The organism is Bifidobacterium ruminantium DSM 6489 (genome assembly GCF_000770925.1).
GTDB classification, from domain to species: domain Bacteria; phylum Actinomycetota; class Actinomycetes; order Actinomycetales; family Bifidobacteriaceae; genus Bifidobacterium; species Bifidobacterium ruminantium.
The window spans coordinates 81,348-94,324 of the sequence record NZ_JDTK01000008.1 but is presented as its reverse complement, the minus strand read 5'-3'; the positions used below and the strand labels follow the sequence as shown (position 1 = coordinate 94,324).

Annotated in this window: 9 protein-coding genes; 7 read left to right on the top strand and 2 right to left on the bottom strand. The window is 60.7% G+C overall.

The genetic code is table 11. The features are described 5' to 3' along the window. Nucleotides 1-111: 111 nt before the first annotated feature. From OU26_RS04765 to OU26_RS04740, 6 genes are all read left to right on the top strand, one after another. Nucleotides 112-1,386, top strand: coding sequence for a pyridoxal-phosphate-dependent aminotransferase family protein (locus OU26_RS04765; protein ID WP_337588530.1), 1,275 nt, complete (start codon nt 112-114; stop codon nt 1,384-1,386). Nucleotides 1,387-1,443: 57 nt separating this feature from the next. After that, complete coding sequence (locus OU26_RS04760) at nt 1,444-2,733, top strand: allantoate amidohydrolase (protein ID WP_051592968.1); 1,290 nt, start codon at nt 1,444-1,446, stop codon at nt 2,731-2,733. A 1-nt stretch (nt 2,734) separates the two neighbouring features. Next, on the top strand, nt 2,735-4,084 hold the full coding sequence (gene allB, locus OU26_RS04755; protein ID WP_152571321.1) for an allantoinase AllB: 1,350 nt from the start codon (nt 2,735-2,737) through the stop codon (nt 4,082-4,084). Between the two features lie 40 nt (nt 4,085-4,124). Beyond that, the gene (locus tag OU26_RS04750; RefSeq protein WP_051592967.1) at nt 4,125-5,777 is read left to right on the top strand and encodes an AtzH-like domain-containing protein; all 1,653 of its coding nucleotides are present in this window, start codon (nt 4,125-4,127) and stop codon (nt 5,775-5,777) included. 471 nt (nt 5,778-6,248) lie between these two features. Then, entirely contained in the window at nt 6,249-7,838 is a 1,590-nt protein-coding gene (locus OU26_RS04745; protein WP_033498920.1) for an NCS1 family nucleobase:cation symporter-1, read from the top strand. Nucleotides 7,839-7,874: 36 nt separating this feature from the next. Continuing rightward, nucleotides 7,875-8,609: an aspartate/glutamate racemase family protein gene (locus OU26_RS04740; protein ID WP_026646834.1), complete on the top strand. Its 735-nt coding sequence runs from the start codon at nt 7,875-7,877 to the stop codon at nt 8,607-8,609. A gap of 150 nt (nt 8,610-8,759) precedes the next feature. Here OU26_RS04740 and OU26_RS04735 read toward each other — a convergent pair whose 3' ends face one another. Beyond that, entirely contained in the window at nt 8,760-11,657 is a 2,898-nt protein-coding gene (locus tag OU26_RS04735) for a heavy metal translocating P-type ATPase (protein ID WP_026646833.1), read from the bottom strand. A 138-nt stretch (nt 11,658-11,795) separates the two neighbouring features. Here OU26_RS04735 and OU26_RS04730 point away from each other — a divergent pair, with 138 nt between their 5' ends. After that, nucleotides 11,796-12,086, top strand: a complete 291-nt coding sequence (locus OU26_RS04730) for a metal-sensitive transcriptional regulator (protein WP_026646832.1) — start codon at nt 11,796-11,798, stop codon at nt 12,084-12,086. A 69-nt stretch (nt 12,087-12,155) separates the two neighbouring features. On the opposite strand, the gene dapB is transcribed toward OU26_RS04730, so the two are convergent. After that, nucleotides 12,156-12,911: a 4-hydroxy-tetrahydrodipicolinate reductase gene (dapB, locus tag OU26_RS04725; protein ID WP_026646831.1), complete on the bottom strand. Its 756-nt coding sequence runs from the start codon at nt 12,909-12,911 to the stop codon at nt 12,156-12,158. Between the last annotated feature and the right edge of the window lie 66 nt (nt 12,912-12,977).

Here is a 12,977-nt window from a genome sequence, read left to right as displayed (position 1 = left end):
AACAATCGTTAACATGAATGAAAAATTTCAGACATTGGCCGATGTTGAAATTCAACCATCACGACAATGGCAGCAGCAAAACCTTCATGCAGCGCCACGCACCACTAGGAGATGACCAAAATGGCAACAACAGCATACCCTATGCAAACAACACCAAGGATCGATCCTCTCGATCCTCCGCACCGCCTGCTTATGGCCCCAGGCCCAACCAATGTGGACCCCCGCGTACTGGCCGCGATGAGCAAACCAACAGTCGGCCAGTTCGACCCCTATATGTTCAAGGCGATGGACGAGGTGCAGACTATGCTGCGCTCCATTTTCAAAACCAATAACACACAGACCATGGTGGTGGACGGCACCTCCCGCTCCGCCATCGAAGCGGCGTTCGTGTCAACAATCGCGCCCGGCGACCCTGTGCTGGTCTGCTGCGCAGGACGTTTCGGCATGCTGCTCAAGGAAATCGCAGAACGTTGCGACGCCGAAGTACATGTCATCGAACGTCCGTGGGGGGAGGTGTTTCCTCTCGAACAGATAGAACAGGCCATCATCGAAGTGAAACCGAAACTCGTGGCTACCGTGCAAGGCGACACCTCCACCACCATGTGCCAACCATTGGAAGGTCTGGGCGACATCTGTCACAAATACGGTGCGCTGCTGTACACCGACGCCACAGCATCGATGGTCGGCAACGACCTCAGGGTAGACGAATGGGGCATCGACATCGCCACGACAGGCATGCAGAAATGCTTCGGAGGACCGTCCGGCATGGCCCCCATCACGGTTTCCGACAGAGCCGTGGACGTAATGGAACAACGCAAAAGCATCGAGGCCGGCGTGGCCGATGGTGCGCAGGAAATCACCACGAACCGCATCCGCAGCAATTACTTCGACCTACCGCAAATCTTCGATTACTGGGGTCCGCGCCATCTCAACCACCATACCGAAGCCACGCACATGCTGTATGCGATGCATGAGGCCGCGCGCATCATCGTGGAAGAGGGCATTGACAATGTCATCGCACGCCATCGCCTCAATGGGATGGCCATGAGCGCCGCCATCGAGGGCATGGGACTGAAACTGTATGGAGACCAGAGCCACCGCATGAACGATGTGATCGGTGTAGTGATTCCCAACGGCGTGGACGACGCCGCCATACGCGCGCAGCTGCTCAACGACTTCTCCGTGGAGATCGCATCCTCGTTCGGCCCTCTCAAGGGCACCATCTGGCGCATCGGCGTGATGGGATGCAACGCCCGCAAGGACGCGGTCCTCACCTGCGCAGCGGCGCTCGGCAACGTGTTGGAGCGCAACGGCGTGGCCGTGACCCCCGGCAAGGGCATCGAAGCGGCACTGGCGGTGTACGAGGCGTTCGAAAGCGGAAACTGATCCGGACACGTCGCAAACAAGGAAAACAAGTCACACAAAATCTCTGGAGAAACGACGATGAGCGCAGAACAATGGGCCGTTGACGCGGCCGATGAAATCCTTGATCGCTGCGACCAGCTGGCCGAACTAACCAGCATGGAAGGCGGAATCGAACGTGATTATCTGTCACCACAGATGGCCGAAGCCTATAAGTTGACGGCGGGATGGCTCGAAAAGGCCGGAATCGCCACACACATCGACCAAGCGGGCAATCTGGTGGGACGGCTCGAAGGACGCGAGCCTGGACTGCCTGCGCTCGTGCTTGGGTCGCATTTGGACTCCGTGCCCGATGCAGGCAAATACGATGGCATACTCGGCGTGGTCACCGCGGTCGCGGTGGCCGTCCACCTGGCGGAAACCGGCAGGAACAAAGAGTTGCCGTTCGCCATCGAAGTGCTGGGATTCGGCGACGAGGAAGGCGCGCGATTCGGAGCCACGCTGCTCGGCTCTTATGCTTTCGGCGGCGGCTGGCGCGACGAATGGCTCGACCGCACCGACGTCAATGGAGTGAGCATGCGGCAGGCGTTCGCTGATTTCGGGCTCGATCCGGACAAGGTCGGCGAAGCGGCTCGCAAACGTGAGGACTACATCGGATACCTCGAGTTCCACATCGAACAGGGGCCGATCCTCGAACAGCGCGACCGCGCGCTCTCGTCCGTCACTTCGATTGCCGCGGCAAGCCGGTACGTGGTCACCGTGGATGGCATGTCAAGCCATATCGCGACACCGTACGACCTACGCCACGACGCGCTGACCGCCGCCGCGGAAATCATCAGCGCCATCGACGAAATCAGCCAGCAGGAAGGAACCCGTGCGAACGTGGGCGAGATTTCGGCCGAGCCGGGCGGAGTGAACGTTATCGCGGGCAAAGCCACATTCAGCCTCGACGTGCGCGCCGGCAACGACCAGCTTCGCGACAAGGTGTTCGACCGCATCTGGAAACGCGCCGACGAAATCGCCAACCGCCGCAAAGTGAGCGTCAGCCACACCATGATCCACACCGCGAGCGCGGTGCATTGCGACCCGTTCCTGCGCTCCTGCATCGAGGAAGGCATCGAGCAGTCGGAAGGCAAGGAAGCGTTCGGACTGGTGAGCTATCCGGGGCATGACGGCATGGCCGTGGCCAAACTGCTGCCAATCGCGATGCTGTACGTACGCTGCAAGGGAGGCATCAGCCATAGTCCCTACGAATCGGTCAGGGCAGATGATGTGGCATATGGCGCGCAGGCATTCGAGCAAGCGGTGTTCGACATTGCCGCCCGCAACATCAACGTCGAACGCGTCCAGCAATTAGACGAGGAGGCGTGACATGGACAGCCGGCATATGACGGAATTTGCGAATCTCCAATCCGCGAACTTGGCCATCCGCGGCGCCATCCTCGCCCACGACGTCGTCACGCAGGGCACCGTGGCGGTGAGCGGCGGACACATCACGGCAATGCTCGATGATGCCGATGCGCCAATCGAAGCGGATGAAACGCTTCGATTGTCCGAAGACGAAGTTCTGATTCCCGGCATCGTCGATACCCATGTGCATATCAATGAGCCCGGCCGTACCGAATGGGAGGGCTTCGAATGCGCCACCCAAGCGGCCGCAGCCGGAGGCGTGACCACGGTGCTGGACATGCCGCTCAATTCCAATCCGCCGACGCTTTCCGTTGAAGCCTTACAGGTTAAGCGTTCCTGCGCTCTGCACAAGGCGCATGTGCAACTCGGGTTCTGGGGCGGCGTCGACGAGTCGAATCTTGGGCATCTCAAGGAGTTATGGGATGCCGGGGTGTTCGGCTTCAAATGTTTCCTCTCCCCCAGCGGCGTCGACGAATACGGATCACTTCCATACGACAAGCTGGAACAGGCCATGCGTGAAATCGCCTCGTTCGGCGGACAGCTCATCTGTCATGCGGAGGATCCGCACGGTCTGGCGGAACACGCCGGATCGGTGGGCTCCTCCTATCGGAGTTTCGCGGATTCGCGCCCGGCCGAATGCGAGGCCGATGCGGTACGCAATGTCATGCGTTTGGTGGCGCGCACAGGCTGTCGCACCCATATTCTGCATGTATCCAGCGGCCTGACCGTGGATGTGATACGTCAGGCAAAGGCCGAGGGCCTGCCGGTCAGCGCGGAGACCTGCCCACATTACCTCACATTGGATTGCGATCATATCCCCGACAACGCCACGGCGTTCAAATGCTGTCCGCCGATCCGCGACTCGCATGAACAGGACGCGCTATGGCGCGGACTTGTGGACGGCACACTGGATTTCATCGCCACTGACCACTCTCCTGCCGATGCCAAGATGAAGTCAGGCACGCTCGCCACGGCCTGGGGCGGCGTCTCCAGTCTGCAGATCGGCTTCCGCGCGGTACTCACCAGCGCATTGCAGCGCGGCTTGGGACTTGCCGACGTCATCCGTTGGATGTCTCAAAACACCGCACGTTTCGCGGGATTCACCGACCGCGGTGTCATCACCCCCGGCAAGCGCGCCGATCTGGTGGTTATCCGCCCGAACGAACGGTTCACGGTAGACGCGACAACACTCAAAAGCCGCAATCCAATCAGCGCGTTCGATGGCATGACACTCAACGGCGTGATCACACGCACGTTCGTCGGGGGCGCAGACACCGAAGCCAGAGAGGACAATATCATCACGCGCCCGTAGCACATACATTCCATTGAACACACACAGGAATCGAATAACCATGGACGATATTTTCACCTTTGACACCCCGCAGGGTGCCGAAGACGCGCGGCATGCCTACGACAATGCCGAGAATGCACTATCCCCCGACCTGCTCACCGCGATTCGACGATACGAGCGGGCTCTGATGGCGAACGACACGGCCACGCTTGACGACCTGTTCGCTTCGGATCCGGACGGCATTCCCGTCGTACGTTCGGACGGCAGGGGAATGCTTGTCGGGCACACTGCGATAACAGCGTTCCGCAAGCGCCGCAAAAACGTGCCGACACGTACGCTTCGCCGCCGAATCGCACGACAGCTTGACGAATCGAACGCATGCATTGTCTCGCAGTTCGACAAAGTCACCGGTGGCAGCGTGGTGCAGACTCAGGTATGGCGACGCGTCGGTACGGACCATACGTGGAAAATCGTCATGGCGCATCTGACTTATCCTTCGCCCGCGGTCGATCGCAGCATCTGGAGAATCGTCGGGACTCCTCTTGTCGCAGCGGCGAAACCCGGCCCGCTGTCCGGCATGAACATAGCCGTGAAAGATCTGTATGCCGTGCAGGGTCAACGGATCGGAGCGGGCAACCCGGAATTTCTGCGCACTTCGCCCATATGCGAATCGTCCGCCCCCGCGGTGCGATTGCTGCTTAATGCCGGAGCCGACGTGAAGGGCATCGCGCAAACCGACGAATTCGCCTATTCGTTAGCCGGAACGAACGTGCATTATGGCACGCCGCCGAACCCGAAGGCACCTGGATGCGTCAGCGGCGGTTCCTCGTCGGGCCCCGCCTCGGCAGTGGCCTGCGGACAAGCGGATATCGGACTGGGCACCGATACCGCCGGTTCGATTCGAATCCCCGCTTCATATCAGGGATTGTGGGGCATCCGCACCACGCACGGACGCATCAGTCTCGATTCGACGCATCCGTTGTCCCAATCCTTCGACACGGTCGGATGGATGACCAGAGACGCGCAGACCTTGGAATTCGTGGGCAAGGTGATGATGCCAGACAAGGATGCCACGCAAAGCGTATCGAAACTGTTGACATGCCCAAAACTCGACGGTTGCGTCACGTCCGAAGTACGCATCGCATTCTCCCGTTTTCGCGCCGGCGCATGCGATGCGGTGAGCTCCGGACGGATCGGCATGCTGGACGGTATCGGCCAAGCGCAGTTCGACGAACAGATGCTAGACAATTTCCTGTCGATTTTCCAAACAGTGCGCGGTTTCGAAGCGTGGCGCAACAACGGCGATTGGGTAGGCAAGCATTACGACGACCTCGCGCCGGAGATCGCGGCACGTTTCGAATACGATTCGCATATCCCCCAAGCACGATACGAGCAGGGGCTCGGACGTTTACGGCAAACTTGCTCCATAGTGCGCAATCTGCTCGGGAACAACGTCCTGCTCATTCCATCCGCATCTTCGACGGCACCTGCGATTATCCCTGACGGCGATCTGGAAAACATCGAGAACGCACGCGCGCACACGTTGCGTCTGACATCCATAGCCGGGGTGGGTGGATTGCCAGCCGTCAACATCCCACTGCAGACCGCGCAGGGTCTGCCTTGCGGAGCTTGCCTGCTCGGACCGGCCGGATCAGACAAGCTGCTTATCCGCGTAGCCAAGGAACTGTACCGGCATGCGGCGGGCACCGTCTAAATTCCGCTATTCCGTGTGACGGTTTGCGTCGGCGCGGAGCCCATAATCGCACGAGTATCGTCCCGTATCGATGCAATCCCGTATCCATCGCACCGATACGGGATTGCAATCGCACGCATCACCGCACGCACATCACCCTTGAAACGACATGCAATGACGCATATCAGCAAACAACATACTCGATACTGAAATAATCATTTCATTAGTTGAATGCCACATTCCCTGAAGCAACATTACAACGACGTTAACACAATCGCCATCTTTCCAAGAAATACAAGCTCACGCCAAGCGCAATGTGACGTCCTTATTTCCAAATCGCACATTCCGCAATCCAATTGAAATCCAGATTTCCTAGAGAACGAAATAAAAATTTCCGTTAATAGACATATCGACAAATCAATATCGCAATTCCATATGTGAACCATATGCGAAGGCTCTGCAAGAACACGAACCAGCACAAGGGAGGTTACGATGACGGCGACAATCATCGACCAAGGATTCGGAAAGTCTTCTTCCACCACAACAGCACCGAGGAAACCTCGGTCCAAGGAAGCGGAAACCACCATCAAAGACGGCTACGACCCGCGTCTAGCCAACAAGGATCTCGCCCCTCTCAAGAAGCAGACCTGGTCTTGGTACAACATTTTCGCATTCTGGATGTCAGACGTGCATTCCGTCGGCGGATACGTGACCGCGGGAAGCTTGTTCGCGCTCGGTATCGCCAGCTGGCAGGTGTTCATCGCGCTCATCGTCGGCATCGTCATCGTGCAGGCGCTCGTCAATCTCGTTGCCAAACCCAGCCAGCGCACAGGTGTGCCGTTCCCCGTCACCATGCGCTCGGTCTTCGGTGTCAAAGGCGCAAATATTCCGGCCATAATCCGTGGCATCATCGCCGTCGCATGGTATGGCGTGCAGACATTCCTCGCCTCCGAATCACTTAACATCATCTTCCTGAAGTTCTTCCCCGGCGCGCGGACGCTTGCCGAAGACTACTCGTTCCTCGGACTTTCGGCACTGGGCTGGATCTCCTACGGCATTCTGTGGGTGGCCCAGGCGTGTGTGTTCTGGAAAGGCATGGACACCATCCGCAAGTTCACCGACTTCGCCGGCCCGCTGGTGTACGCGGTAATGTTCATCCTCGCCATCTACTTGGTGGTACGCGCAGGCGGATTCGGCGCCATCGACTTGAATCTTTCGAATGGTAAACCGCTGGGCTTCGTCGAATCAATTCCAGTGATGATCACCGCCATCGCTCTCGTCGTCTCGTATTTCTCCGGTCCGATGTTGAATTTCGGCGATTTCTCGCGCTATTGCGATTCCTATACGGATGTTAAGAAGGGCAATTTCTGGGGACTGCCGGTAAATTTCGTGGTGTTCTCCCTGCTCACTGTCATCTGCGCCTCCGCGACCGTGCCTGTATTCGGCGAACTGATCACCGATCCAATCAAAACTGTGGAACGCATCGACACCCCGTTCGCGATCCTGCTGGGCGGAGTCACCTTCGTCACCGCGACCGTCGGCATCAACATTGTGGCGAATTTCGTCTCTCCGGCCTTTGACTTCTCGCACGTCAATCCACAGAAAATCAGCTGGCGCACCGGCGGCATGATCGCTGCGGTCGGATCGGTGGTCATCACCCCATGGAACTGGTATTCGAACGACCAGGCCATCCACTACACGCTCGACCTGTTGGGCGCTCTCATCGGACCGCTGTTCGGCATCCTTATCGCCGGCTACTTCATCGTGTCGCATCAGCGCATCGCCGTAGACGACCTATTCACCATGAGCCCGAAGGGACACTATTGGTACCGCAACGGATTTAATCCGAACGCGGTCCTGGCACTGATTCTGGCAGGCGTTCCGTCGATCTGCTGCGCGGTACTGCCAAGCCCTCTCAAGCAGATGGGCATCATCGACTTGACCGCGTTGTCGAACTTCAGCTGGTTCATCGGCGCCGGTCTTGGTCTGATGGCCTTCACCCTGCTGGAACGCCATCGTCCGCAAATCGACCAGCTGTCCGCAGACGACCCGAAGGTGAACGACGGCAATATCGTCAAGTGAAGTGACCCCATCCTTGCTTTTCCATCCGAGGTCGACATGAAAATCAAAATAATCAATCCGAACACCACGTGGTCCATGACGCGCACAATTGAGCAGGCGGCGCGAAAAGCCGTCAGCGACGATGTCAAGATCGAGGCGGTAAGCCCGACCATGGGGCCTGTCTCCATCGAATCGCACAGTGACGAAGCGCTTGCCGCAGTCGGCGTGATGGACGAAGTGAGCAAAGGTGAGGTCGACGGGTGCGACGGTTATGTGCTGGCATGTTTCGGTGATCCGGGACTGCACGCGGCGCAGGAACTTGCACAGGAACCTGTAGTGGGTATCGCGCAGGCCGCGTTCCATGTGGCCACGCTGGTCGGACGTTCATTCGCGATTGTCACCACGCTGGGACGTACATTGGGACGTGCCCAGGATTTGGTCGACGAATACGGATTCACGCGGCAATGCGTGGCCTACCGGGCATGCGAGGTTCCTGTGCTGGGACTCGACGAGCATCCGGACGCCGCTTACACATCCTTATTGGCGGAATGCCGGGCAACGCTGGAGCAATGCGACGCGGATTCGATCGTATTGGGATGTGCGGGAATGGCCGGCATGTGCGAAAGGCTGGAGGATGAATTGCATGTACCGGTGATTGATGGCGTGGCAGCCGCGGCCGCGCTGGTCGAAGGTCTGGTGCGCATCGGAGCTCGTACATCGAAACGGCGGGAATTCGCCAATCCGGGCGCAAAAGAGATGGTTGGGCTGCTCTCCGGATTCTCTAGACCGTAAAGCAGGGGCTGCGCATCAGAACGGGTCGGAAAATCTCAAAAAAAGCAAACGAAGTCCGACGCAAACAGGTGTGCTTGCGTCGGACTTGAGTGCACAATCGCAAAACAGCACCCCGGAAGGCGCGCCTAACAGAAACGTGCGTCCCGAAATTCAGTCCACGTAGTCTTGCGGATTCTGGGCGAACTTGTCGGCGCAGCCGGGGTTGCAGAAATAGTAGGTGACGCCGTTGAATTCGCGGGTGGCCGCAGCGGTGGACGGGTCGATGGTCATGCCGCAGACCGGGTCCTTGACGGTGGCCGCAGCCGTATCGGACGCGCCAGCCATGCCGTGGCCGCACCCGCAACCGCCGGCGTTCGCACCGTGGCCGCCGCAGCAGCCGGAATCCATGCCCGCCATGCTGCGGGCGTCCTTCTTGGCCTGATGATCACTGAACAATCCCATGATGGTTCCTTTCTGTTGATGGGTATTGGTGTTCGGATTCGGCTTGCGAACCCGATAGGTTCTGCGTTCGGCCGCGCCCGGGTCGAACAGGCGTAGGCGGCTCGCGTTCGTGACCACGCACAGCGAGGAGAATGCCATGGCCGCGCCCGCGATCATCGGATTGAGCATCTGCCCGGTGAACGGGTACAGCGCGCCAGCCGCGACCAGGATGCCGATGCTGTTGTAGCCGAGCGCGAATCCGAGGTTCTGCACGATGTTGCGCATGGTGGCGCGGGTCAGGTCGAGCGCGTGCACGAGAGCCATGAGAGAGCCGCTCATCAGCGTCACGTCCGCGGATTGGATGGCCACATCGGTGCCGGTGCCGATGGCGAACCCGACGTCGGCGCGTGCGAGGGCCGGAGCGTCGTTGATGCCGTCTCCCACCATCGCGACCGTGTAGCCTTGCGCCTGCAGTTTCGCGATTTCATCGGCCTTGCGCTCCGGACGCACGCCGGCGACAACGCGCCCGACGCCGACCTGGTCGGCGATGGCACGCGCCGTCGCCGCGTTGTCGCCCGTCAGCATGACCGTCATGACGCCGCGCTTGGCAAGCAGCGCGATGGCCCGCCGCGAATCTTCCTTCGGCACGTCGGCGACCGCCACGATGCCGGCAAGTGCGCCGTCGATGGCGACCAGCATCGGGGTTTTCCCCTGGGCCGACAGGCGTTCCATATCCCCGATGATCGCGTCGAGGTCCTCCTGCGGGGCGTCCGCGGCGGCGAGCGGCATGCCGACGTCGAGGGCGTCGATCAGGTCGGTGTTGCCGACGGCGGCGGTGTGCGGCAGCCCGCGGAAGACGATGTCGGCGGTGACGCCTTGCCCGGCAATCGCGCGGAACGCAGTGGATTGCCCTGGTGTGGCCGCGCGTTGCTTCGCCGCGGCCACGATCGCGGCGGCGAGTGGATGTTCGGAGTCGCGTTCGGCCGTGGCTGCGATCGCCAGCAGGTCGTCAGGGGCGTTACGCCAGGTGCCGAGCGGCAGCACGTCGGTCAGCGTGGGCCGTCCGGTGGTGATAGTGCCGGTTTTGTCAAGTACGACGGCATTGATTTTTCCGCAGGCTTCCAATGCTTCCGCGGAGCGGATGAGCACGCCCATGCGTGCGGCGCGCCCGGTGGAGACCGTGACGGACAGGGGTGTTGCAAGTCCGAGCGCGCATGGGCAGGCGATGAGCAGTACCGATACCGCGGCCACCAGCGCGTGCGTGACGCGTGGCTGCGGGCCGAACGCGTACCACATCGCGCAGGACCAGACCGCGATCAGCACGACGATGGGCACGAAGACGCTGGAAATCCGGTCCGCGAGCCGTTGCACCGGCGCTTTCGAGCTTTGCGCGGCCTGGACCATGCCGATGATCTGCGCGAGCACGGTGTCCTTGCCGACTTTCGTGGCCCGGTAGCGTAGCGAGCCGCTGCCGTTGATGGTGGCGCCGGTCACGTCGTCGCCTTCGGCTTTGGCGACCGGCATGGATTCGCCGGTGATCATGGATTCGTCGACGGTGGATCTGCCGGAGGTGACAATGCCATCGACCGGCAGTTTTTCGCCCGGACGGATGGCGATGATGTCGCCGACGCGCACGTCGTCGACGCTGATGTCATATTCCCTGCCGTCGCGTATCACGCGTGCGGTTTTCGAGCGCAGTCCGGCGAGCGCGCGCATGGCTTCGCCGGTGCCGGCGCGTGCCCTCGCTTCGAGCAGCTGACCGATGAGCATGAGCGTGACGACCACGCCGACCGCTTCGAAATACGGTTCGCGTGCGTTGGCGGGCAGGATCGATGGCATGAAGGTGGCGACGCAGGAGTATGCGAATGCGGCCACGATGCCGAGGCTGACCAGCGCGTTCATTTCCGGTGAGCGGTGGATGATGGCCGCGAATCCGCTGCGGAAGATCGGCAGTGCCGCGTAGCCGACGATCGGCAGCATCAGCAGGAACTGCACCCAGTTCGCCATCGGGTAGAGCATGAGCATGGTGGAGGCGAATACGGGGATTGTGCAGATGGCGGCCACGACGAGACGTGCGATGAGGATGCGGATGCCTGGTTTCGCGTCGTCGGTCGTGCTGCCGGTGCCAGAGTCCGCATGAGTGGAGGGTTCGGCGGTGGATCCGGCGTTGGATGGGCCGGTTCCGTGGGCCGTGGTGATGTCAGTGTCCGTTGCGGTATTCGCGTTGGCGTCGGTGTCCGTGCCGGTGCCGGAATGTCTGCCCGGCAGGACGCGCAGAGTGCCGTGGAGCATGTTCATGCCGCAGGCGAAGGGGTAGTCGCCGGGTTGGTCGGGATGGATCGTCAGCGTCGTCGTGCGGAAGGCGGGCAGCGCGAGGTCGATGCCGAAGTCGGGGAACACCACGTGCGAGGAGCATTCGCCGTCCTCCTTGCGGTCGAAGATCAGCCGCAGCGGCAGGCCGGCCTCCGCTTCGACGATTGCCGGATCGTAGCCTCCTTTGACTTCGACGACGGCCTCCTGCACGCCGTCGCGGATGTGCGCGCGGTGCGCCTTTCGTGGCGCGAAGAAGAACCACAGCACTCCCGCGGTGACGAGCAGCGCCAGCAGGATGGCGATTGCGATGTGCATCATTCACCTGTCTTCCAGAATTGTTGTCCGTGCCTTAACGAATACCACCACCATATACCCCTATGGGGTATATTTCCATGTGTCGGTACGCTATCTTTAGCCATAGGACAAAGTTTTCAGCGTTGCGAGGAGCATGCCATGAACACCACGGAGCACGGATACGCGGACGACCAGAGGAAAATCGTCGCGCGGCTCAATCGCATCGAGGGACAGGTGCGTGGCATCCGCCAGATGACGGAGAACGGCGAATACTGCATCGATATCCTGACGCAGATCTCGGCGGCGGACAGCGCGCTCAAATCGGTGGCGCTGCTGCTGCTCGACGACCATCTGGGCCATTGCGTCAGCAAGGCGGCGAGGGAAGGCGGCGCCGTCTCCGATGAGAAGCTCGCCGAGGTCAGCGCCGCCATCGCCAGACTGGTGAAATAAGACGCGATCCGCCGACGGCCATGGGCGGCACGTCGGCGGATCGCGTGGGAAACGAAGCAGTCGCGGGGGTTACAGGTCGAGGAAGTTGTCAAGGCCGACGGTCAGACCGGCGGGAGCGTCGGCGGCGAGCTTGCGTACGGCCAGCAACACTCCCGGCATGAAGGAGCCGCGGTCGAAGCTGTCGGCGCGGATCGTCAGCTGTTCACCGGCGTTGCCGAACAACACCTCCTCATGGGCGTTCAGACCGCGCAGACGAACGGCGTGCACGTGGATGCCATCGACCACCTGGCCACGGGACCCACCGTCGGTTTCGGTGTTGTCCGGAACCTCGCGCAAGCCGGCCGCCTTGCGCGCCTCGGCGATACCGTGCGCGGTATGGATGGCGGTGCCGGACGGCGCATCCACCTTGTTCGGATGGTGCAGTTCGATGACCTCGGCGGATTCGAAATACTTGGCGGCCTTGGTCGCGAAGTAGTCGGCGAGCACTGCGGAAATGGCGAAATTCGGCGCGATGAACACCTTCTGGGTATCAGGGCGCGGGCCGGCCGCGATGGCTTCGCGCACCTGGGCGAGCTTCTCGTCGGTCCAACCGGTGGTGCCGACCACGATATCCACGCCCTGCGTGATCAACGCGAGTACATTGCCCAGACTGACGGATGGCACGGTGAATTCCACGACCACGTCGGTATTGGCCGGTTCGATGCGGGTAAGGTCATCGCCGGCGTCAAGCGCGAGCGCCAATTCCATATCTTCCGCGCCGTTGACCGCATCGACCACGTGCGACCCCATGCGTCCTTTGGCGCCTACGACCGAGACCTTGATCATGGTTGCTCCTTCTGTATATGCAAACTGTATATGCGAAGACGGGAGTTTCCTCGCACGGAAGCTCCC

What these genes read in the sequence shown, in the direction of transcription:
- OU26_RS04765 (WP_337588530.1), top strand. Translation starts at nt 112, where the DNA reads ATGACCAAAATGGCAACAACAGCATACCCTATGCAAACAACACCAAGG.
- OU26_RS04760 (WP_051592968.1), top strand. Translation starts at nt 1,444, where the DNA reads ATGAGCGCAGAACAATGGGCCGTTGACGCGGCCGATGAAATCCTTGAT.
- allB (WP_152571321.1), top strand. Translation starts at nt 2,735, where the DNA reads ATGGACAGCCGGCATATGACGGAATTTGCGAATCTCCAATCCGCGAAC.
- OU26_RS04750 (WP_051592967.1), top strand. Translation starts at nt 4,125, where the DNA reads ATGGACGATATTTTCACCTTTGACACCCCGCAGGGTGCCGAAGACGCG.
- OU26_RS04745 (WP_033498920.1), top strand. Translation starts at nt 6,249, where the DNA reads ATGACGGCGACAATCATCGACCAAGGATTCGGAAAGTCTTCTTCCACC.
- OU26_RS04740 (WP_026646834.1), top strand. Translation starts at nt 7,875, where the DNA reads ATGAAAATCAAAATAATCAATCCGAACACCACGTGGTCCATGACGCGC.
- OU26_RS04735 (WP_026646833.1), bottom strand. Translation starts at nt 11,657, where the DNA reads ATGCACATCGCAATCGCCATCCTGCTGGCGCTGCTCGTCACCGCGGGA.
- OU26_RS04730 (WP_026646832.1), top strand. Translation starts at nt 11,796, where the DNA reads ATGAACACCACGGAGCACGGATACGCGGACGACCAGAGGAAAATCGTC.
- dapB (WP_026646831.1), bottom strand. Translation starts at nt 12,911, where the DNA reads ATGATCAAGGTCTCGGTCGTAGGCGCCAAAGGACGCATGGGGTCGCAC.